Below are 21,612 nucleotides of genomic sequence, written 5' to 3' on the forward strand. Positions count from 1 at the left end.
ATCTCGTCAGCTTATTTAGCCGAAAATTTATAGATGGTAGTGGTCTTGTAAGTTTGACCAGGTTTCAACTCGGTCGATGGGAAAGATGGCTTGTTAGGCGAATCAGGATAATGCTGAGTTTCCAGTGCGAAAGCTGTACGTTGATCGTCATTACCTCCTGTTTTCACTTTGTTTTCGCCCTTCATGAAGTTGCCGCTGTAGAACTGGATGCCCGGCTCGTCGGTAAATACTTCCATCACGATGCCTGTCTCGTCACCTTGTGCGGTAGCGATCGGCGTCTCGATGGTATGCTTGTTCAGCACATAGTTGTGGTCATAGCCTTTGCCTGCAAGCAGTTGCTCATGTCCCTCGCCAATGCGCGAACCGATCTCAGTAGCTTTACGGAAATCGAACGGCGTGTTTTGTACCGGCAGCAATTGACCGGTTGGGATCAAGGTCGTATCTACAGGTGTGATGTTATCAGCATCAAGCACCAAGGTGTGTTTCAGGATAGAACCTTTACCGCCGTTCAGGTTAAAGAACGTGTGGTTGGTCATGTTCACCACTGTAGGCTTATCGGTAGTAGCGGTATAATCGATCTTAAGCGCATTATCGTCGTTCAGGGTGTAGGTAACCGTGGTCTTCAATGTACCAGGGTACCCTTGCTCGCCATCGGCCGATGTGTAGCTTAACTGCAAAGTGTGGTCGTCCACTTGTTTGGCATCCCATACTTTTTTATCAAAGCCTTCGGTACCGCCGTGCAGGCTGTTTTGGCCGTTGTTGATCGGCAAGTTGTATTCTTTGCCTTCTAAAGTGAATTTACCCTTACCTATGCGGTTGCCGTAACGGCCAATTGTGGCGCCATAATAATTGGTACGGGCCGAAAAGTCATCGATGTTAGCCGGGCCGACCACTACATCTACCAATTTACCGGCCTTGTCAGGCACCAACAAGCTCACCAAACGTCCACCATAATTGGTGATTGCCGCCTCGGCGCCTTTGCTGTTCTTTAATACAAATAACTTGGTCTGTTTGCCGTCGATCGTTTTTTCGAAGGCTGATGCGGCCGGTAGCGATGTGGCCGAGGTACTGTCTGTCATGTTAGAGGTTTGTTTGTTAGATGACTGGTTGCAAGCGCTTACCGACAGCATACCGGCTGCCAGCATTGCTGCGTAAAAGGTTCTGTTCTTCATTTTGATCATAACAAGGTAATTGGAGATCGGTTAGTCCGGTATTAAAGGCGTTGCTTTTTTGGACGCCTACCGGGTGGTTAAAAGTGGATAAAAAAATCACCAATTGCAACAATTGTTGGATCAACACTTATTGCTGATCAAAAGTGCCCGTAATGAAGCGAATGACGCGGACCATAGATCTGTAAAGGCGTTAGCCTGTTCTGTAAGATGACGGTCGAATCGTCAGTAAGTTTTTGCAGATCATTTGCGGCGGCATGCCCGGGGAAAGGTATGTAATAATGTTCGGGGCCGTTATTACGCCATATCATCAGGTACGATACCTTTTCCTGATACTGCTTTAGTATCGGTAACAAGGTGGTGGTCCACCAATCGGCCTGAGGTATACCCTGATAACCGGTCTCGGCTATGCAGGCCAGCTTGTGATGGGTGGCGGCCGCCTCGGTAAGTAACTCAAGTTGTTGCTTCATGTTGACCTTGTAAACGCTGGTGGTGTCAAAGCTATAGCGGTCGAACCCCATCACGTCCACATACTCATCGCCTGGGTAACGCTCCAACAGTTCATCCTCCGAATAAAAATCAGCCGCGGAATAGACCATTATCAGGTTATGAAGGTTCCTTTCTTTTCGTAGATGGTCGACGGTAAAACGCCATAAGGCTATAAGGTCTGCAGGTTCGCTATTATCTACTCCCCACCAGAACCAATTCCCTGTAAATTCATGGAATGGCCTGAACAAGATGGGTATGGATTCGCCGGCGCTGCCTTTCAAGCTGCCGAGGTATTTGGCTGCCCGGTCGAGCCATGTCACGTACACCTCATGATGATCGCCACCGGGCAGCAACTGCTTTAAAAGGATGCGCGAGGTATCCCACGAGGTCTTTAAGGTGACCGGATTGTTCATGTGCCAGCAAAAAGTGTTGACACCTCCGCGCTCGTAAGCCTCACGTACCAGTTTGGTTTGCAAGGTGAATGGGATCTGATTGATGTCCCAAAGGCTGTCCAGCTCGATGCCCGATAGGTCCCAACCATAAAGAGCGGGATAGTTGCCGGTCACCTTTTGCACGTCCGAACTATCCTTGAACTTCCACCCTACACCATAAGCGGTATCGTCATGATGACCGAATAATACGCCCGCACCAAGTAAGCGGTTCAGGCTGCTGTAAAGCCAGCGTGTTTCGGTAGTGGCCTGCGGATCTGAAGGGGTCATCTCTTGTGACCACGCTATGCTAAATGTGCTGAGCCACAAAACAATTACCCCGATGATCTTTTTACACATAGTGTCTCAAATATGCTTAAACCACCCAGTTTTTACAATGCTTTTACAGTGTGAAGGCATCAATTTTGTTGAAATTCGCACTTAGTTCAAAATATGCTGTAATTTTACAGGCTCTTAAATGAATACAACGACCAGCACATCTGCTTCGGATACCAAGTCCGGGCCATCGATCCTGAAGAACATTCGCCGATTTTTTGAGGATGTGTATGATGTCTTCAGTTTCATCGTCCGTTTCTTTAAAGAAGCCTTCGTACCACCGTACGAGTTCAAGGAGCTGATGAAGCAATGCTGGGAAGTCGGTGTCCGATCATTCCTGCTGATCACCGTTACCGGTTTCATCGTTGGATTGATCTTCACTAAACAATCACGTCCATCTCTATTACAATTCGGCGCCACCTCTTGGATCCCATCGTTAGTATCCATTGCCCTGATGCGAGCCCTGGCCCCGTTGGTGACCGCACTGATCAGCGCCGGCCGTGTGGGTTCAAGTATAGGTGCCGAATTAGGCTCCATGCGGGTTACCGAACAAATTGATGCGATGGAAGTCTCAGGCACCCGGCCATTCAACTTTTTGGTTTGCGTACGTACATTGGCTACTACCATTAGTATACCCATCTTGGCTATTTATAATGGCTTTGTAGCTATGCTTGGCGGTTATGTGAACGTGCTCACCAATGAGGGCACCAGCTTTAGCACGTATATACAGCAGTTCTTTCAACCGCTGGGTTTTATCGATTTTACATCATCTATCATTAAATCGCTCATATTTGGTTTTACCATTGGTATAGTGGGCTCATATAAAGGCTGGAACTCATCAAGCGGTACCGCTGGTGTGGGTAAAGCGGCCAATTCGGCTGTGGTAACGGCCATGTTCCTGGTGTTTATTGAAGAGGTGATCATTGTGCAGATAACCGGTTGGTTCCGTTAATTGAAGTTTAACATGGAAAAACATCACCCTGATATTGACATCAACAACGAAGTGATCGACATTAAAGGACTTACCAAGTCCTTTGGTGATTACCATGTACTGCGCGGTATCGACCTTAAATTATATAAGAACGAAAACCTGGTGGTGTTGGGCCGGTCGGGTACCGGTAAATCGGTACTGATCAAGATCATCTCAGGTTTGTTAAAGGCCGACCAAGGCAGCGTTAACGTTCTGGGTCAGGAAGTGACCACCATTGATAAACGCGGTTTGGAAGAGTTACGCCGTCGTATCGGTTTCTCCTTTCAGAACAGCGCTTTGTACGACAGTATGACCGTGCGTAAGAACCTTGAGTTTCCGCTGGTGCGTAACCAGAAGAACTTGAAACGCCGCGAGATCGATGAAATGGTGGAACGCGTGTTGGATGCTGTTGGCCTGTTGCAAACGATCAACCAAATGCCGGCCGAACTGTCGGGTGGTCAGCGTAAGCGGATCGGTATCGCCCGTACCCTCATCCTGCGGCCCGAGATCATGTTGTATGATGAACCGACCGCGGGCCTGGACCCTATCACTTCGATGGAGATCAACAACCTCATCAACAGGGTGCAGGAACGGTTCAGCACCTCGTCCATCATCATTACGCATGATCTTACCTGCGCCAAAACCACCGGCGATCGTGTGGCCATGCTGCTTGATGGTCAATTTCAACGCCAGGGAACTTTTGAAGAGGTTTTTGCAACCGACGACACTCGGGTAAAACAATTTTACGACTATAACTTTATCGATTAAAGCAAATGGATCTTAAAGAAAATAAATATACGTTCTGGGTAGGCTTGTTCATTTTTGTGGGCCTGATCATTTTTATCGTTGCCATTTTTACGCTGGGCAGTCAGCAAAAAAGCTTCGTTAAAGGTTTACACCTCAAAGCACGTTTCGAGAACGTATCGGGCCTGATCAAGGGTAACAACGTTTGGTTCTCAGGCGTAAAGGTGGGTACCATCAAGAACATCGTCTTTAGTGGCACCAACCAGGTAGATGTAGAATTTAACGTTGATCAGGCTGTGCAACAGTACATCCATAAAGATGGTGTGGCGTCTATCGGCTCCGAAGGCTTCATCGGCAACAAGATCATCACTATCGATGGTGGCAGCGCTACTGCACCGGTAATTCAAGACGGTGACATGATGAACTCTAAGGGTATGCTATCTACCGACGAGATCATGGCCACGTTACAAAAGAACAATCAGAACTTACTGGAGATCACTACCAACTTCAAGAGCCTGAGCAAGGACTTGGTAGATGGCAAAGGTTTAGCAGGAAGCCTGATGTCTGACGAAAGACTGGCGTCGCGCTTTAAAGGAATCGTAGAGAATTTGGAGACCACCACCCAACGCACTTCGGTAATGGCTGAGGAACTGGGCCGTTTTGGCCGCAAGATGAATACCAAGGGTGGCCTGGCCGATAAGATGCTGACGGATACCGCAGTATTCGCCAACCTACAGCGTTCGGCCGATAACTTTAAGGCCATGACCCAAAAAGCTAATGTGCTGGTGGATAATCTGAACAATGCAAGCAACAAGTTAAATACCACTAACAGCCCGATCGGTGTGCTGTTGAATGACCAGAAAAAAGCTGAAGAGTTGAAAAGCACCTTGGGTTATTTGCACGAAAGCTCGATCAAATTAAATGATGATCTGGAAGCTGTTCAGCATAACTTTTTATTGCGTGGTTTTTTCAAGAACCGCGAAAAAGAGAAAAAGAAAGCTCAAGGCGGTAATTGAGCGATCATATTGTGTAACAAACTTATTTACAATTCCTAACTCTGTAATTTGAATGTAACCTTGGCGGGCAGATCTTCGTAATAGTAAACGATTACTTAAATTTTACGAAAACAGCCAGCCTTATGTTGATCGATCTTACAGGAAAAACAGTTCTCATCACTGATGGATCGAGAGGCATCGGTAAGGCCTGTGCATTATTATTCGCATCGTTGAACGCTAATGTGATCATCACTTACGACAACGATCATCATACGGCCGACGCTACCTTACATGAGCTGCATCACAGCGGCGAACACACCTTATACTATCTTGATCAATGCAAGCCCCGTTATGTGGAGCGTTTCTTTGATAAATTGCTAAGCCACTATCCGCGACTTGATATATTGGTGAACAATGCCGGCCTTTGCCATGACGAAAGCTCTACGTCAATAGAACCGGACAGTGATTGGCAAGGCTCATGGAACGCTAACATCACCACTAAGCTGGGTGGTGTAGCCAACATCTGCTACTATGCAGCAAGGCACATGGCGCAAAAAGGAGGTGGCAAGATCATTAATATCTCGGCGGCCGGTTCCTCACCTAATGATACCGACCAATTGGCTATAGCTGCCAGCAAAGCTGGCCTGGAAGCCATGAGCCGTTCCCTATCTGCAAGCTTATCGTCTAAAAACATCACCGTGCACTTCATCTCGCCGGGCTCGTTGGTTAACGACCTTACCAATGAAGTATTAAATGAGGAGTTCCTCGATGTCAATGACCATTCGCACAGTCATCGGGTGATGACCGCAGACGAGGTAGCCCGCTCAGTGGCCATGTATTCATCGCCTGGCTTTGAGTTTTTATCCGGAGGTAATGATCACCTTGGTGGCGATCGTTATTTGAACAGCTAAAATATACCGCAATACAAAAGCCCCTGACCTTAACGGACAGGGGCTTTTTTTATGATAACATTTATATCTCTCGGTCCATATCCCAATTCTCGAGATAGTCGCCCACCCTTTTCAGAAACATACCCCCCAAGGCGCCATCTACAACACGGTGATCATACGACATGGAAAGGTAAAGCATATGCCTGATCGCGATCACATCGCCGGTCGGGGTCTCCAATACCGCAGGCTTCTTTTTGATGGTGCCGATGGCCAATATAGCCACTTGAGGTTGGTTTATGATCGGTGTGCCCATGATATTACCGAACATACCGATATTGGTCACCGTGAACGTACCATCAGCGGTGTCATCTGGCTTGAGCTGGTTATTGCGGGCACGACCTGCCAGGTCATTAACGGTCTTGACTAAGCCGGTCATGTTAAGCGTGTCGGCGCGGCGGATCACCGGTACGATCAGATTGCCTGAAGGCAAAGCCGTGGCCATGCCTATATTGATGTCGCGTTTGCGGATGATCTGGGCACCATTGACCGATACGTTGATCATCGGCATATCCACAATGGCGCGGGCCACCGCTTCTATAAATATCGGGGTGAAGGTTATCTTTTCGCCTTCACGGTCCTCGAACTTCTTTTTGATCTTTTCGCGCCAGTACACTAGGTTGGTCACGTCAGCCTCTACAAATGAGGTAACGTGGGCCGAGGTATGTACGCTGTTGACCATATGATCAGCAATGAGTCGGCGCATGCGGTCCATCTCTATGATCTCGTCACCTGCAGATGTTCGTACTGGCTGAGCCTCTGGCGGCGTAGGCAGTGTGTAGGGAGCGGTAGCAGCTTTTTGCGGTTCGGCCGGAGTTGTTGTTGTAACTCCACCTTGATCTCCACGGTTGGCCAAATAGCCTAACAGGTCGTCCTTGGTCAATCTGCCATCGGCACCTGTTCCGGGTATGCTATCCAGTTCAGCCTGGGTCAGGTCCTCTTGTGTTGCTATATTGCGTACCAGCGGTGAGTAAAAGCGTATGTTGCTCGACTGTACCGACGCTGGTTTGGCCGGTTCGTTTCTTGGCAGCTGATCGATGCCAGGTATGGTGGTTTCCGCAACTTCCGGCTCGCTTGACGGTCCTTGTTGCTCAGCTGGCTGTTGTGGTGTTTCAGGCTCCTTGACTTGCTCAGGTTCTGGCGTTGCGGTCTCGGCCTCACCTGTCTCGATGATAGCGATCACCTCTCCTACCTGCACAATATCGTCCTTTTTGAAAAGCTGTTCAACCAATACACCACTCACCGGCGATGGCACCTCCGAGTCTACCTTATCGGTCGCGATGTCCACCACGGTATCATCGGCCTCTATTTGGTCACCAGGGTTCTTGAGCCAGTTAATGATGGTCGCTTCGGCAACACTCTCGCCCATTTTAGGCAGTATTAGTTGGTATTTAGCCATACTTATAAACAGATACGAATGGGGCCTAAATTACTTATTTATCTTTAGTTTCTTTAACCACCCATTAAAGTATTCAGCATACCAAGGGCCGTTATGGCTGTGCGTTCGATATTTTGGCGGCGTTTATTACCGAATACGAACTTGCGTACCACGGTCTTTCCTTTGCCGGCAACACCTATCCAAACGGTGCCAACAGGCTTATCGGCAGTGCCTCCGCCCGGGCCCGCTATACCCGTCACGGCAATGGCGTAGGTAGAGCCAAAGTTGCGTAAGGCCCCTTCCACCATTTCGGTAGCTGTAGGTTCGCTCACGGCGCCGTTTTGCCATAGCGTTTCGTTCTTGACACCCAGTATGCTCTCTTTCAATTCATACGAATAAGAGATGGCACCGCCAAAATAGGTCTTGGATGAACCGGCATGCTGTGTGAACAAATGCCCAATGTAGCCACCGGTGCAACTCTCAGCGGTGGATAAGGTCTCGCCGCGCTCCTCGAGTTTGTTCATAATCGCCTTTTCGAGCGGTATATCTTCAGTAGCCACGATCACATTCCCTATGCGTTCTTTCAATTGATCAGTAATAGCATTGATCTCTTGCTGTAATAGTTGCTCATCGTTTCCATACCCACTTAAGCGTAACCTCACCTGACCTAATTTTGGCAGGTAAGCCAGTTTGATGTGTGCTGGTAGAGCCGATTCGATATCAGCTATGCGCTCTGCTAAAAACGATTCGCCCTCACCAACGGTAAGCAGGGTTTGGTGAATGATGTGCGGTAGAGCATATGCCTCTTTGAGTTTAGGGATCACCTGGTCTTCCATCATGTACATCATCTCATGTGGTACACCCGGCATCGATACGATCACCTTGCCTTCTTGAGCGAACCACATGCCGGGGGCGGTGCCATTATGATTCAGGATCACCTCGCAATTGGCGGGCACCCATGCCTGCTGAATGTTTACTTCGAGTAGCGGGCGATCATATTTAGCAAAGATCCGCTTCACGTTATCCAAGGCATCGGCGTTCTCCACCAAACCTACGCCAAAGTGATCGGCAAGGGTCTTTTTGGTAATATCGTCCTTTGTAGGCCCTAAGCCACCGGTGATCAGAATGATGTCTGCGCGTTGCTGCGCTTCGGTCAAAGCTTTCAGGATGTGTTCGCGATCATCACTTACTGATGATATCTGTTTAACCCTGATGCCAATGGCATTCAACTCTTGGGCCATCCAGGCCGAATTGGTATCTATGATCTGGCCAATGAGTATCTCATCGCCAATGGTTATGATCTCTGCAAGCATGTTAGTTGTTGTAATAATCTCTGCGCTTAGAAAGTTTGAGGTCTTGCAAAATAGACGCTTTCACACGCAGGTCGATGCTGAATGAACGGTACAGGCCGAATGGTGTCCAACGGGCCGAAAGGTCCCAGCAATGCAGATCGCGATAGATCGAAAATTGCGTGATACCGATCTGCTTGGCCTTAAAGTCGTAGTTGGTGGTATACTGTACCTTCCACTTAGGGGTCACATTTACATCACCGTTCAAGCTCACGGTACTGGAGGTGGTCTTGGTGATGTAGCTATTGCTATAGTTAAAGTTATAGTTCACACTAACGTTGTATGGAACATTGAAATCTACATACCTGCTTGGGTCGCTATCCAGGGCAGCCAATCGCTGGGCCTGGCTGGCGGTCATATTCTGCAAGGTGTTAGGCGAAGGTGGCTGACGTTTGTTAGCATTGGTAGAATTCAAGCTGAAACTCATCGAGAATGATAGATTGGTCAGCGTAGGGAAACGGCCATCCTGGAAGGTATAACGATCCACCCTACGATTGTAACGTACCACGGCACCGCTGGATACTGAGTCACGTAATTGATTCACGTAAGGGTCCAACGTACCCGATGCACTGATATTCACCTTTTGATTAAAGATCGCGGTGTGGGCGTTCAGTGAGATAGGCGAAAGCTTGAATGAGTCGGCTACGAAGTTGTACGAGGTGGCCAAGCTTAAACCTTGTAAGATCGATACCTTACGGTCGGCATTGGAGGTATCGGTACTGCGGGCTTTCATTTTAGCCTCGATGGTGTTGTCTAACGAGAAGCTGATACCGGCAAATTTACCTGCCGACGGTCCACCGAATACTGAGCCTTCATAGATAGAATATAAAGATGAGGCGACCGGATAAGGCACCACAGCATTACTTACGATGCGACGATAGTAGCCGTAAGTCGGGTCGCCAAAATCGGGGCGGTAATTGAAGCTGATGTTCGGCGTCATTACGTGACGGATAGCCTTAAGGCTGCCCTTACGGAATTGCAAGGTATTATACACCTTGGTAGAGAAACCACCGTTCAGTGTGTACTCTCCCGCACGGCTGAAACCTTGTACCGTATCTATGATAGGTGCTTCGGTGGCACTGATCGCTCCGCGACGATAGCGTTTGCGGATGGTTTGCAGATACCAACGTTCGGTGTAGCTGGCACTGGTATTGAATTGAAAGTATTTGAATACGTTCAGGTTCAAACCGATCGGTACCTGATGCTGGATACCGGCTTGCAATCTCTTTTTAAAGGTCTCGCTTTTGAAGAACTGCGATTCAGGAATATCATTCAGTTTGTTGGTACCCTGCGCGCTATAACCTACCGTGATACGCTGCCACCATTTTTGCTCGCCCACCCTGTTCTTGGAATCGAACGGGCTGATGGTGGTCATGTTAAAGTTGAACGACGGCAACTCTAAGGATACAGTTCCGCGCGAAAGATCCTGGCTATGTGAGATGGTGGTGGTCAAGCTGAACGGCGTACCAGCCCATACCCGCCCATAGGCTATACTCGAACGCAAGTTGTTTTGAGTGAGCTGCTGTACGTTATAGTTGTTTAGGCCCGGGTTGTTGGCATAGTAGGCACGTGTGGCCGCGTTGACCGATGCACTAAATGTACTACCCGGACTGGCGTTAGCATCCTGCGAGTGCGTCCATTGGATGTTAAAGTCCTTAACGAAAGGATCGCCGGTAACCCCGTAGTTGTGTGAGCCAAAGTTGAAGGCAAAGCTGCCCTGGTAGTTATAACGCTTTAAATAACGTGCCGTGGTACCGATCTCGAACGACCCTTTAGAATACAAGGTAGCCATGGTGGTCAGGTCCATATAATCGCTGATCACCTTGTAGTAACCAAAATTACGAAGGAAGAAGCCTAACCGGTTATCCTCACCAAATGATGGCAGGATGAAACCCGAAGCACGACTGTTAGGCTTTGGGAAAAACCCAAACGGAACAGCGATCGGTAATGGTACACCCGCTATCTCGAGGTAGGCCGGACCTGATATGATGCGGTTCTTTTCCCCTATCCCCTTGGTGATCACGATACCGAAGTGCGTGTGCGGGTAAGGCAATGAACAGGTACTGAATAGAATATTATGGTACGCGATCTCGGTCTCATTCAGCTTTTTTGTCTCACCACCGGTAATGAAGTTACCATCCTGCTCCGTAGAGGTGTTGTAGGCGAAAGCTTTCTTGGTCTGGTAATTATATAAGATAGAGTCGGCCGTGATCGGATTGTCGTCCTTATTTTTGGCAATGGGTTTGTTCACATAACCGCCGGTGCGTGGGTCGCGGTGGCCGCGGGCGTAGATCAGCTTATTCTTTTCATCGATCCTGATGTATTCAGCATCTAATGAAAAGTCCTCATACGTTACTCTGGCTTTACCAAAATAGTACTTGATCTTATTGCGTGCATCGTAGTATGATGAATCGTCCGACACAGCTTTTATCTCCGACTCTAAACCTCCTTGCTTCTTTTTTGTCGTATCAGTAGAGGCGGTTCTTTTTGTGGTATCGATTCGACCTTTTTTAGTGGTGTCGGTATTACCTTTTCTGCGCAGGAGTTTTTTGTCTTTTACAGGGTCAAGTTTGATGATGGTATCTAAATTCGACGACCTTACCGTATAGCTTCGCTTATGAGCAAATGCTATCGCGCTAACTATCAAAACACTCGCAAAAAGAAAAAAGGACCTGACGAATTTCAAAATCGGATATGAATAGTATTTTTGCAGATAAAGTTAACGGCGTTCAAAAATAATGAAAAATAAGGCTTTAAAAACATACATTTATGGTTTATTGGCATTACTCATTTGCTATTCTGAATTAACATTAGCCTCCCCATTTTCTGATAGTGTTGACACTACGGTATCTACCGGATTCAAGCTGCGGACCATCGTTATCGATGCTGGTCATGGCGGCAGAGCCGGGGGTGCACAGGGAGCCTATTCGATGGAAAAGAATGTAACGCTGGCCATCGCGTTAAAATTGCGGCAGGCCATTCAAAAAGAATTCAAGGATGTGAACGTGCTCATGACCCGCACATCTGACGTTACTTTAGCTAACGGATTACGTGCCGTGATGGCCAATGAGAACAAGGCGAACCTGTACATTTCGCTCCACTGCAACTCACTCCCCAATGTTAGAAAAGTAGTTAACGGCAAAACAGTTTCGGTACCTAACCGTTCAGGTAAGGGAGTGCTTTTCCTGATCAATCGTTTCGGAAGATCGAATGAACAGGTAGCAGCCATCAGGGAGAACCAAATGGCCGAAGAGGAAGAGAGCCTGACGAAAAGAACGGAAGTTAAGGTAGACCCTGCAGAGGCCATGATGCTCAACGCCTTTCGTGACAAGTTCCGTAAGCAAAGCGTGCATTTGGCTAACCTTATCAATAATGAGTTCATAGACACTGACGGCCGTGCCAGTTTAGGTGTTATCGAGCAGGGGGTACAGGTGTTGGCCAACACGTCGATGCCATCGATACTGATCGAAACAGGCTTTATCAACAACCCGGAAGAAGAGGATTACCTCAACTCGGAAGAAGGCCAGACAGAGATCGTGAACTCAATAGTGAGAGGTTTAAAAACATATAAAAATGAAGTGGAGCGCGTTGCTCCTTAATATATGCGATAAACTTAACTACTTATACCTTTGAAGATCAACAACGAGACCAAGATCGGCGTACTGACCGCCATTGGCATTACTATCCTGATACTAGGCTACAGCTACCTGAAAGGCAATGACGTTTTTTCGGGCTCGAACAAGTTTTACGCCATATACCGTAACGTTGAAGGCCTCACGCTTTCAAAACCGGTACTGGTGAACGGTTTCCAGATCGGGCACGTATCCAACATGACCCTGCAAACCGAGAGCGGCTTTACTGTGGTCGAGTTCAAAATAGACCCCAAATACCCTATCCCTGACAATACCGTAGCACGCTTAGAAAGCACCGACCTTTTAGGCAGCAAGGCCATCGTATTTGAGATGGGTAATAGCCGTGAACTGGCCGAAGACCAAGATACTTTACGTGCAGATATACAAGGCAGCCTGGCTCAAAGCCTGCAGCCGGTACAACGCAAGGCCGAGCAGTTAATGGACAAAGTCGATTCCAGTTTATCATCGATCAACAAAATTCTGAACCCTGAGTTTCAGCGTAACATCGATCGTAGTTTCTTAAGCATCGCTAATTCGTTGCAAACTTTAGAAGGTACCACTAAAAAGATCGACCGCTTGGTCGCTGGGCAAACCGGCCACATCAACGGTATACTTTCCAACGCTGAGGTAATGACCTCGAACCTGCGCACAAGCAGCAAGAGCCTTAACGCAACCACTACCAACTTTGAGCGGGTAAGTAACGACCTGGCCAATGCCAACATCAAGCAAACTCTTGAAAATGCCAACAAGGCTATGGCCGACCTGCAATCGACCATCAATAATATCAACAGCGGTAAAGGTTCATTGGGCTTGTTGCTGAATGATGACAAGATGTACAACAACCTAAATGACGCATCATTGAACCTGAACAAACTGATCATCGATCTTAAGGCTCACCCATCAAGATATGTAAGTTTCTCAGTGTTCGGCCGCAAAGGCGACTGATAACATAACAACATCAAAAAGAAAAGCCCTGCATCTTATCCGATGCAGGGCTTTTCTTTTAACAGGTTTTTGTAACGTTATACAAAGTCCTCTCCCACCTCAAAAGTGGAACCTTCAATGGCCAGTTCGGTATTAGGGAACACATTGCGGGCCTCATCCAATAGCTCGTTCAGATTCTTGTAACGCGCCGAAAAGTGACCGATCAGCAACGCCTTAGCTCTTACCTGTAATGCTACCTGACCAGCCTGCCATGCTGTGGTATGAAAGGTCTTGTTGGCACGATCGAGCATGTTATGCAAAAAAGTGGCCTCATGGTAAAGAAGGTCCACATCCTCGATCTGCTTAAAGTATTGTTCGTTGTAGATGGTATCTGAACAAAAGGCATAGCACTTTGGACGCTCCGAGTCAATGGTCAGCTCATGATTGTGATGTAGCTTCCCGTCAGGAGTTTTAAAGTGTTCACCTCTTTTAAGCGCCGGATAATGCTCGACAGGGATGTGCAAGGCTTCCACCTTTTCCTTGATCACTTTACGCAAGCGTTTTTTTTGCTTGAATAAAAATCCTGTGGTGGCAATGCGGTGATCAAGTGGGATGGTCTCTACCGTGATGTCGTGATTATCGAGGATGACCTCGGCTTTGCTCGGGTCAGTGGCCCTGAACTCGATCGGGTAATTTAGCTTGGTATCAGAGTATTTGAATTGCAGCTCCATGATCTCCATGAGCGGAGCTGGCCCGTATAGCTTTAAAGGCTTTACCCTCCCGTTCAGATGAAGGGATGAAACAAGACCGATAAGACCGAGATAGTGATCGCCATGCAAATGGCTGATAAAGATATGGTCGATGCGGCTTGATTTGATCTCAGACCTCAGCATCTGTTGCTGAGTGCCTTCGCCGCAATCTACAAGGTACAGGCGCTCGTTAATGTTGAGCACCTGTGCTGTGGGGTTTCTGTTGAAAATAGGTGTGGCTGAACTACTACCAAGAATGGTTACCTCGAACTTCATGATAGCTTAACAAGTACAGCGCTTATTTTGCTTCTTTCTTAAGCTCTTTTTCTATCTCTTCCATGAACACGTGATCAATGGCCTCTTCAGTGGTAGGCACAATAGTAAGCACGTTATCCAATTGCGAAATAGTGATCAGGCGGGCTACCGCATCGTTCAGGCTGGTCAATATAAAGCTACCTTCGGCGTTCTTGCACAAGCGGTGACCTACCAATAAGCTGCTCAAACCTGATGAATCAGCAAATTTGACCTGGCAAAGATCCAGGATGATGTTGCGCTGGCCCTCAGTATTGATGAGGATCAGTTCAGATTTAAGTTGAGGTGTTATCAATGAATTCAGCTTTGATTCGTTCAACTTGATCAAAACATACTTCTCATGCTTATCAACAGTAAATTTCATGTTAAGTCTATTAGTAGGTATAAAGATAGGACTTATTTATGTATAAATAAAACTACAAAGTTTCGAGCGCTTTTTTTACAGCTTTCTCCACCCTTTGTAAAACATGCTCATCGTCTGGCTTAACAAAACTTTCGCCGGTGATCTGCTCGTACAGCTCAATGTAACGCTCAGATATAGAGTTAACTATCTCCGGCGTCATGACAGGCACCACTTGCCCGTCCTTACCCTGAAAGCCATTCTCGATCAGCCATTTGCGAACAAATTCTTTTGACAATTGCTTTTGAGCCTCTCCTTTTTGCTGACGCTCCTCGTAACCTTCGCTATAAAAGTAACGTGATGAATCAGGGGTGTGGATCTCGTCGATCAGGTATATCTGACCGTCGGCCTTACCAAATTCGTACTTGGTGTCCACGAGGATCAGTCCGCGCTTGGCAGCGATCTCAGTACCACGTGCAAATAATGCACGGGTGTATCTTTCTAACTGTATGTAATCTTCCTCGCTTACGATACCTTTAGCCAGTATATCCTCGCGTGATATATCTTCATCATGGCCTACCGATGCTTTGGTCGTAGGTGTAATGATCGGGTCAGGTAGTTTATCGTTCTCTTTCAATCCTTCAGGCAAGGTAACGCCACAAAGTGTGCGTTTACCGGCGGCATACTCACGGGCAGCATGGCCAGCAAGGTAACCACGGATCACCATTTCTACTTTAAATGGCTCGCACATTTTACCAATGGTCACACTTGGGTCTGGCACACTTACCACCCAGTTAGGAACGATATCTGACGTGGCTTTCAAAAATGTGGCCGCGATCTGGTTAAGTACCTGCCCTTTGTAAGGGATGGGCTCGGGAAGTACCACATCAAATGCAGAGATGCGGTCGCTCACCACCATCACCAAATATTTATCAGCAATGGTATAAACGTCGCGTACTTTACCTTTATAATAGGCCGTTTGACCTTCAAAATTGAAATGAGTTTGCTTTATAGCTTGCATTATAATAGAGTCAGGAATTAAGAGACAAGAACCAGGGGTCTATGTCTTGGCTCTTACCTCTGTTATCTTTTTTCTTCGGTTCACTGAATATCGCCGTAGGCTTCCAAAATGCGTTTCACCAGTTTGTGACGCACCACGTCCTCGCCGGTCAGATATATGATATCGATACCTTTGATATCCGGCAGTATGCGCAGAGCGGTATGCAGGCCTGACTGCTGCTTTTTAGGCAGGTCGATCTGGGTAACGTCGCCTGTTACGATAAATTTAGCTGTAGGGCCCATACGCGTCAGGAACATCTTAAGTTGCATGTCGGTAGCGTTTTGCGCCTCGTCCAGGATCACAAAGCAATTGTCAAGCGTACGGCCACGCATAAAGGCCAATGGAGCGATCTCGATGGTGCGATTCTCCAGATAGGTCTTCAGCTTTTCGGGCGGTATCATATCATCCAACGCATCATATAACGGACGCAGATACGGATCGATCTTCTCCTTGAGGTCACCCGGCAAAAAGCCCAAGTTCTCTCCTGCCTCAACGGCCGGGCGGGTCAGGATGATACGCTTTACTTCTTTATTCTTTAACGCACGTACAGCAAGGGCCACGGCGGTATAGGTCTTACCGGTACCGGCAGGGCCGATCGCAAATAAGATGTCGTTCTTAACGATACTATCTACCATGCGGCGCTGGTTGGCCGTGCGGGCCTTTACCATGATGCCGTTGTGACCAAATACGATCACCTCGCCGGTGCTTCCCGGTTTCTCAGGTGCAGCATCGGGTGATCTAACCTCTAACTTTTTGCCACCGAACACACGTTCCAGGTCGGCCACGGTCAGGTTATCGGTACGTTCTACTTGTTGCAACAGGTAAGTGAACTTTTCATTAAATGCGGTCAATTCCTGTTCGTCGCCCAACACCTTCACCTCACTCCCACGGGCAACTATCTTTAGCTTAGGATATTGCTTTTTAATGATCTCAAAATGATCGTTGTTAGGCCCCCAAAGCACGGCTGGGTTAACGTGCTCAATTGATATTTTTAGTTCGTTCAACAGAAAATGATTTTATAGTTGCTGACCACTAATGGTTAAAATTTTTGAATATTTGCACCTTGTTGATGCTTTTACAAGATTAGTAATAAATATTTAATTACGAATGGCAATAATCACTTTAACAACTGACCTGGGCGATAAAGATATTTATCAGGCCGCCCTTAAAGGCAGTATCTTAAAGATATTGCCAGGCGTCACCATCGTTGATATCACCCACTCGGTAGCGGCCTTCAACATCCAGCAGGCCGGCTTTATTTTAAAGAACAGCTTCTACTATTTCCCCGAAGAAACCGTACACCTCATCGGTATCGATACTGTATATAATGAGGACACTAAGTTCCTTGCCGTCAAATATCGCAACCACTATTTCGTCGGGGCCGATAACGGCATCTTCTCCCTCATTTTTGACGATGAGCCGGAGGAAATGGTAGAGATAGGCATCATGCAAGATCTCAAATTCCTGCACTTCCCGCTGGCTGATATTTTTGTAAAGGCGGCTTGTCATTTAGCTCAAAAGAAGCCGTTAGCGAACATCGGTATACCGGTAGGTGGCATCGAGAAAAAGATGACCCTGCAACCCGCTGTTGAACGCAACCAGATCCGCGGCATGGTGATCTATATCGATTCGTTCCAGAACGTGATCACCAACATCACCAAAGACTTTTTTAACCGCGTACAGCAGGGCCGTCGCTTTATCCTTTATTTTAAACGCAACGAGACCATCACCCACCTCAGCTGGCACTATAACGAGGTGCCCGAAGGCGAAAAGCTTTGCCTTTTTGGGATAAGCGACCACCTGGAGATCGCCATTAATAAGGGTAACGCCAGTGGTTTGCTGGGCCTTAACCTGGGCGATAGCGTTATCATCGATTTTCAGTAACTTGCCCCATGAGAAAGTCGGTACTCACGATCTTGTGGCTGCTTATTGCTGCAAGTGCCTTTGCACAACCCAACCCCGATTCGCTTGCTTATGACCTGCAGCGCAAAAAGATCAATTCGATGCTTGATCAGCGTAAACGCCGGTTCGGCGACTATGATGAAAGTCTTAGCCAGCATACCGGTATCTTCGGCTTGCAAACCAAAAAAGACATTAGGCGCTCCAACGAGATATTGATGGATATAACAGCCACTGATGAGCGCATCTTCAAGGAGATCAAGATCCTGCTTGATTACCGCACCTTTGAGCAAAAGCAGGTAGAGACCAAGAGTAAGGACATTGAGGAAAGTAACCTGGCTTTTATGCGTACCATTAACCGCTTACGCCAAGAGAACCAGCGCCTCAGGAATGAAGCCGATCAACTGACCGAACACAACGAGGCGAAAGACCGTAAGTATCTGTTGGTCATCATCGTTCTCATCATAACGTCAATTTTACTTTTGATAACGCGTAAACGCGCCGTTAAACCTTAATTTTACCTTTTAATTTACTGGAGGAACATACAACCTTATGGCACGAGCAAGGCTGAATAGTGGGAACGCCGCGGAGAAAGAATTACCTAAAGCTAAGATCAATAAACAAAGCCTGCGCAATGTGGGCAAACTGCTAAGTTATCTGCGCCCGTACCGGGGCAAGTTCATTGCTGGTCTGCTGTTCTTATTCATTTCGAGTTTAGTAGCGTTAACCTTCCCTACTATCTTAGGTGCGTTGATAGATGCCGCTCAAGGCAATTTCAAATACAAATTTTTACCACGATCCATTAACGCTATCGCCATTGGCGGCTTTATCCTTTTATTCGGGCAGGCATTCGTTTCCTTTTTTAGAGTAGTATGGTTCGTGCAGGTGGCCGAGCGTTCACTGGCCGATATACGCCGTGACACTTATTTTAAGTTAGTGACCCTGCCAATGGATTTCTTCGCCAACCGCCGTGTTGGTGAACTGAATAGCCGCATTTCAGCCGATCTTTCGCAGATCCAGGACACCCTGACCACTACCTTTGCCGAGGTGATCCGTCAACTGGTGTTGATGGTAGGTGGTGTTGTGCTGTTAGTGGTAGTGTCGATCAAATTAACGCTGGCGGTGCTTGCCATTTTGCCGGTGCTCATCACTTTTGCGGTCGTTTTCGGGCGCTTCATTCGTAACCTGTCGCGCCAGGCTCAAGATAAGCTGGCCGAATCGAACACCATCGTTGAAGAGACCCTGCAAGGGATAGCTAACGTGAAGGCCTTTGTTAACGAAGCCTTTGAGGCGGCGCGTTATGATAAGAATCTGCGCGATGTGGTGAACATCGCAGTTCGTGGTGCCAAGTTCAGAGGTATATTCGCGTCGTTCATCGTGTTTTGTATGTTCGGCACCTTTGTAGGCGTGATCTGGTACGGATCGGTGCTGGTTAGCCGTGGCGAAATGCATACGGGTGATCTGACCACCTTTATTATGTACTCCATATTTGTGGGTGCGGCCATGGGCAGCTTTCCTGACCTGTACGCCAACGTGCAAAAAGCCGTAGGTGCAAGTGAACGCGTATTGGAGATATTAGGCGAACAAGGCGAGCAGGTATCGATACGTGAAGAGGAGAACGCCATCAAGCAACCTATACGCGGCGACCTATCCTTCCAAAATATCAATTTCCACTATCCATCAAGGCCCGAGATCGAAGTACTCAAGAATGTTTCTATCGAGGCTAACGCGGGACAAAAGCTGGCCATTGTGGGGCCGAGCGGTTCGGGTAAATCTACCATGGCCTCGCTGGTATTACAGTTCTATCATCCGCAGGGTGGCACCATGCTGTTCGATGGTAAGCCGGCCGATCATTATGCCCTTACCGATATTCGTAATCAGGTAGCCATCGTGCCGCAGGATGTATTATTATTCGGTGGTACCATACGTGAGAACATCGCCTACGGTAAACGTAACGCTACCGAGCAGGAGATCATCCAGGCCGCTAAACGTGCCAATGCCGACCTATTCATCACCGGTTTCCCCGAAGGCTACGATACTGTAGTGGGCGAACGCGGCGTTAAGTTATCAGGAGGTCAGCGTCAGCGTATCGCTATAGCACGTGCGTTGTTAAAGAACCCATCGATACTGATCCTGGATGAAGCCACTTCATCCCTCGATTCTGAATCAGAACGTTTGGTGCAGGAAGCTTTAGAGGAATTAATGAAAGGCCGCACCTCCATCATTATCGCTCACCGCCTATCTACCATTCGTGAGGCCGATAAGATCGTGGTGTTGGAGAAAGGCTCGATCATTGAAAGCGGCACGCACGATGAACTGATCGCCCGTGAAGAAGGCTTATACCGCTACTTAAGCCAACTACAGTTTGACACAAGCGCATAAGCGCTAAGGATCATAGTCGACGGTTAGTGCCATTTTGGCAATGCCCCCGTTGTAAACTATGGACCAACAATCATTACTAAAGAATGAATTTGACCATACATGGCGCAGCCAGGCAAGTAACCGGCAGCATGCATTTACTTGAAACTGGCCAATATAAGATACTGATCGATTGCGGACTTGACTATGAGCGCGACCGCAATATGGAAAGCAATGAGGACTTTCCTTTTGACCCTGCCAGCATTGATGTGGTAGTATTGACCCATGCCCACATAGATCACTCAGGTAATTTGCCCACACTGATCCGCATGGGCTTCAACGGTCAGATACTGTGCACCCCTCCCACTGCCGAGCTATCAGAGCTGTTGTTAATGGATTCGGTAAATATCTTTTTGCACAAGCAACAAAAGCGTCAGCGTCATCGCCGTGGAAGGCACCACCAGCGTCCGCAGCAACAACCATTATATCTGCAAAAGCATGTGATGGATACCGTTGAACGCTTTGTGACCATAGGCTTTAACAAGCCTTTCCGCATCAACGGCGATGTGGAGCTGACCTTTATACCGGTGGGCCATTTGCTTGGTGCAGCTGCGGCCGTGTTCAGGATCAACGACAATGGTACCGAAAAAAGTATTGCCTTTACCGGCGACATTGGCCGCAAGAACTACCCTGTGCTTGACGACCCACAGCCTTTGCCTCCTGTTGACTACCTGGTGAGTGAATCGACCTACGGAGGCCGTTACCACTCTAAAGACACCACCATTGAACAGGTTCTGGTAGACACCATTGAGAAGGCATGCATCAAAGAACAAGGCAGGCTGATCATTCCGGCGTTCAGCATTGGTCGTACGCAGGCTTTGGTGTATTCGCTTAACAAGATATTTAGCAGTGGCCTACTGCCCCCAGTAAAGGTGTTTGTGGATAGTCCGCTGGCCAATGCATCCACTAATGTGTTCCGTAAGCATCACGCCCTTTTGAACAGCGAGGCGCAGGACTTTTATCGCACAAAGGGCGACGAGTTCGAGTTCGATAACCTGCACTATGTAGAGAATTTGAAGGAGAGCAACCAGATATCAAATTACTTTGAACCCTGCATCATCATTTCCTCGGCAGGTATGCTGGAAGGTGGCCGTATCCAGGATCACCTTTATAATAACATTCAGAACTACTACTGTACCATACTCTTCATCGGCTATTGTGCCAAGGGTACGTTGGGCTATCGGCTATTAAGGGGCGACCCGGTTGTACACATCAAGGACCGCGAGATGTATGTTTACGCGACGATCAAAAAGACCGACCTGTTCAGCGCTCATGGTGATCATGATGATCTGGTAGGCACGGTGAAACAACAGCAGCCCGATAAGCTCAAGAAAGTGTTTTTAGTACACGGCGAAGAAGAAAGCATGCAACTCATGGCCGATGCGCTATTTGCCGATGGTTACCGGGTGGAGATACCACGGAAGGGACTGGTTTACAGCTTGTAAATATTAGGTTTATTATACATATTTGAAA

The 21,612-nt window shown here is 47.7% G+C and carries 19 protein-coding genes; 10 read left to right on the forward strand and 9 right to left on the reverse strand.

The window, feature by feature from the left end; genetic code table 11:
• Positions 1-11: 11 nt before the first annotated feature.
• Positions 12-1,172, reverse strand: a complete 1,161-nt coding sequence (locus LLH06_RS13470) for an aldose epimerase family protein (protein ID WP_228169810.1) — start codon at positions 1,170-1,172, stop codon at positions 12-14.
• Between the two features lie 137 nt (positions 1,173-1,309).
• Complete coding sequence (locus LLH06_RS13475; RefSeq protein WP_228169811.1) at positions 1,310-2,377, reverse strand: glycoside hydrolase family 26 protein; 1,068 nt, start codon at positions 2,375-2,377, stop codon at positions 1,310-1,312.
• Positions 2,378-2,564: 187 nt separating this feature from the next.
• Here LLH06_RS13475 and LLH06_RS13480 point away from each other — a divergent pair, with 187 nt between their 5' ends.
• The 4 genes from LLH06_RS13480 (at position 2,565) to LLH06_RS13495 (ending at position 6,042) form a co-directional block, all read left to right on the forward strand.
• Positions 2,565-3,374, forward strand: coding sequence for an MlaE family ABC transporter permease (locus tag LLH06_RS13480; RefSeq protein WP_228169812.1), 810 nt, complete (start codon positions 2,565-2,567; stop codon positions 3,372-3,374).
• A 12-nt stretch (positions 3,375-3,386) separates the two neighbouring features.
• Positions 3,387-4,160, forward strand: a complete 774-nt coding sequence (locus LLH06_RS13485) for an ABC transporter ATP-binding protein (protein ID WP_228169813.1) — start codon at positions 3,387-3,389, stop codon at positions 4,158-4,160.
• A 5-nt stretch (positions 4,161-4,165) separates the two neighbouring features.
• Positions 4,166-5,152, forward strand: a complete 987-nt coding sequence (locus LLH06_RS13490) for an MlaD family protein (RefSeq protein WP_228169814.1) — start codon at positions 4,166-4,168, stop codon at positions 5,150-5,152.
• 122 nt (positions 5,153-5,274) lie between these two features.
• On the forward strand, positions 5,275-6,042 hold the full coding sequence (locus tag LLH06_RS13495) for an SDR family NAD(P)-dependent oxidoreductase (RefSeq protein ID WP_228169815.1): 768 nt from the start codon (positions 5,275-5,277) through the stop codon (positions 6,040-6,042).
• Positions 6,043-6,103: 61 nt separating this feature from the next.
• Here LLH06_RS13495 and LLH06_RS13500 read toward each other — a convergent pair whose 3' ends face one another.
• Genes LLH06_RS13500 through LLH06_RS13510 form a run of 3 tightly spaced genes read right to left on the reverse strand, consistent with a single transcriptional unit; the run spans position 6,104 to position 11,452 of the window.
• A complete protein-coding gene (locus LLH06_RS13500; RefSeq protein ID WP_228169816.1) occupies positions 6,104-7,477 on the reverse strand; it encodes a dihydrolipoamide acetyltransferase family protein in 1,374 nt (457 codons plus the stop codon).
• A gap of 53 nt (positions 7,478-7,530) precedes the next feature.
• Positions 7,531-8,769 carry a competence/damage-inducible protein A gene (locus tag LLH06_RS13505; RefSeq protein WP_228169817.1) on the reverse strand — a complete coding sequence of 413 codons (1,239 nt, stop codon included), beginning with the start codon at positions 8,767-8,769 and terminating at the stop codon, positions 7,531-7,533.
• Position 8,770: 1 nt separating this feature from the next.
• Entirely contained in the window at positions 8,771-11,452 is a 2,682-nt protein-coding gene (locus LLH06_RS13510) for a putative LPS assembly protein LptD (RefSeq protein ID WP_228169818.1), read from the reverse strand.
• Positions 11,453-11,543: 91 nt separating this feature from the next.
• Between LLH06_RS13510 and LLH06_RS13515 the strand changes: the two genes are divergently transcribed.
• Together LLH06_RS13515 and LLH06_RS13520 are read left to right on the forward strand one after the other, a co-directional pair.
• Positions 11,544-12,404 carry an N-acetylmuramoyl-L-alanine amidase family protein gene (locus LLH06_RS13515; protein ID WP_228169819.1) on the forward strand — a complete coding sequence of 287 codons (861 nt, stop codon included), beginning with the start codon at positions 11,544-11,546 and terminating at the stop codon, positions 12,402-12,404.
• A gap of 30 nt (positions 12,405-12,434) precedes the next feature.
• Entirely contained in the window at positions 12,435-13,382 is a 948-nt protein-coding gene (locus LLH06_RS13520) for an MlaD family protein (RefSeq protein WP_228169820.1), read from the forward strand.
• A 77-nt stretch (positions 13,383-13,459) separates the two neighbouring features.
• Here LLH06_RS13520 and LLH06_RS13525 read toward each other — a convergent pair whose 3' ends face one another.
• The 4 genes from LLH06_RS13525 to LLH06_RS13540 all read right to left on the reverse strand — a co-directional run bounded on the left by LLH06_RS13525 (position 13,460) and on the right by LLH06_RS13540 (position 16,826).
• Positions 13,460-14,386, reverse strand: coding sequence for a ribonuclease Z (locus LLH06_RS13525; RefSeq protein WP_228169821.1), 927 nt, complete (start codon positions 14,384-14,386; stop codon positions 13,460-13,462).
• A 22-nt stretch (positions 14,387-14,408) separates the two neighbouring features.
• Entirely contained in the window at positions 14,409-14,786 is a 378-nt protein-coding gene (locus tag LLH06_RS13530; protein ID WP_228169822.1) for an STAS domain-containing protein, read from the reverse strand.
• Positions 14,787-14,838: 52 nt separating this feature from the next.
• Entirely contained in the window at positions 14,839-15,783 is a 945-nt protein-coding gene (locus LLH06_RS13535; RefSeq protein ID WP_228169823.1) for a phosphoribosylaminoimidazolesuccinocarboxamide synthase, read from the reverse strand.
• 80 nt (positions 15,784-15,863) lie between these two features.
• Positions 15,864-16,826: a PhoH family protein gene (locus LLH06_RS13540; protein ID WP_228169824.1), complete on the reverse strand. Its 963-nt coding sequence runs from the start codon at positions 16,824-16,826 to the stop codon at positions 15,864-15,866.
• A gap of 103 nt (positions 16,827-16,929) precedes the next feature.
• Here LLH06_RS13540 and LLH06_RS13545 point away from each other — a divergent pair, with 103 nt between their 5' ends.
• From LLH06_RS13545 to LLH06_RS13560, 4 genes are all read left to right on the forward strand, one after another.
• A complete protein-coding gene (locus tag LLH06_RS13545; RefSeq protein WP_228169825.1) occupies positions 16,930-17,706 on the forward strand; it encodes an SAM hydrolase/SAM-dependent halogenase family protein in 777 nt (258 codons plus the stop codon).
• 8 nt (positions 17,707-17,714) lie between these two features.
• Positions 17,715-18,236, forward strand: coding sequence for a hypothetical protein (locus LLH06_RS13550; RefSeq protein WP_228169826.1), 522 nt, complete (start codon positions 17,715-17,717; stop codon positions 18,234-18,236).
• A gap of 37 nt (positions 18,237-18,273) precedes the next feature.
• Positions 18,274-20,103: an ABC transporter ATP-binding protein gene (locus tag LLH06_RS13555; RefSeq protein WP_228169827.1), complete on the forward strand. Its 1,830-nt coding sequence runs from the start codon at positions 18,274-18,276 to the stop codon at positions 20,101-20,103.
• Between the two features lie 83 nt (positions 20,104-20,186).
• On the forward strand, positions 20,187-21,584 hold the full coding sequence (locus tag LLH06_RS13560; RefSeq protein WP_228169828.1) for an MBL fold metallo-hydrolase: 1,398 nt from the start codon (positions 20,187-20,189) through the stop codon (positions 21,582-21,584).
• Positions 21,585-21,612: the final 28 nt, after the last annotated feature.

This window comes from Mucilaginibacter daejeonensis (assembly GCF_020783335.1).
GTDB lineage: Bacteria > Bacteroidota > Bacteroidia > Sphingobacteriales > Sphingobacteriaceae > Mucilaginibacter > Mucilaginibacter daejeonensis.

Excerpts from the sequence above, each read along its gene's own strand:
- LLH06_RS13470 (WP_228169810.1), bottom strand. The coding sequence starts at position 1,172 with ATGAAGAACAGAACCTTTTACGCAGCAATGCTGGCAGCCGGTATGCTG.
- LLH06_RS13475 (WP_228169811.1), bottom strand. The coding sequence starts at position 2,377 with ATGACCCCTTCAGATCCGCAGGCCACTACCGAAACACGCTGGCTTTAC.
- LLH06_RS13480 (WP_228169812.1), top strand. The coding sequence starts at position 2,565 with ATGAATACAACGACCAGCACATCTGCTTCGGATACCAAGTCCGGGCCA.
- LLH06_RS13485 (WP_228169813.1), top strand. The coding sequence starts at position 3,387 with ATGGAAAAACATCACCCTGATATTGACATCAACAACGAAGTGATCGAC.
- LLH06_RS13490 (WP_228169814.1), top strand. The coding sequence starts at position 4,166 with ATGGATCTTAAAGAAAATAAATATACGTTCTGGGTAGGCTTGTTCATT.
- LLH06_RS13495 (WP_228169815.1), top strand. The coding sequence starts at position 5,275 with ATGTTGATCGATCTTACAGGAAAAACAGTTCTCATCACTGATGGATCG.
- LLH06_RS13500 (WP_228169816.1), bottom strand. The coding sequence starts at position 7,477 with ATGGCTAAATACCAACTAATACTGCCTAAAATGGGCGAGAGTGTTGCC.
- LLH06_RS13505 (WP_228169817.1), bottom strand. The coding sequence starts at position 8,769 with ATGCTTGCAGAGATCATAACCATTGGCGATGAGATACTCATTGGCCAG.
- LLH06_RS13515 (WP_228169819.1), top strand. The coding sequence starts at position 11,544 with ATGAAAAATAAGGCTTTAAAAACATACATTTATGGTTTATTGGCATTA.
- LLH06_RS13525 (WP_228169821.1), bottom strand. The coding sequence starts at position 14,386 with ATGAAGTTCGAGGTAACCATTCTTGGTAGTAGTTCAGCCACACCTATT.
- LLH06_RS13530 (WP_228169822.1), bottom strand. The coding sequence starts at position 14,786 with ATGAAATTTACTGTTGATAAGCATGAGAAGTATGTTTTGATCAAGTTG.
- LLH06_RS13535 (WP_228169823.1), bottom strand. The coding sequence starts at position 15,783 with ATGCAAGCTATAAAGCAAACTCATTTCAATTTTGAAGGTCAAACGGCC.
- LLH06_RS13545 (WP_228169825.1), top strand. The coding sequence starts at position 16,930 with ATGGCAATAATCACTTTAACAACTGACCTGGGCGATAAAGATATTTAT.
- LLH06_RS13550 (WP_228169826.1), top strand. The coding sequence starts at position 17,715 with ATGAGAAAGTCGGTACTCACGATCTTGTGGCTGCTTATTGCTGCAAGT.
- LLH06_RS13555 (WP_228169827.1), top strand. The coding sequence starts at position 18,274 with ATGGCACGAGCAAGGCTGAATAGTGGGAACGCCGCGGAGAAAGAATTA.
- LLH06_RS13560 (WP_228169828.1), top strand. The coding sequence starts at position 20,187 with ATGAATTTGACCATACATGGCGCAGCCAGGCAAGTAACCGGCAGCATG.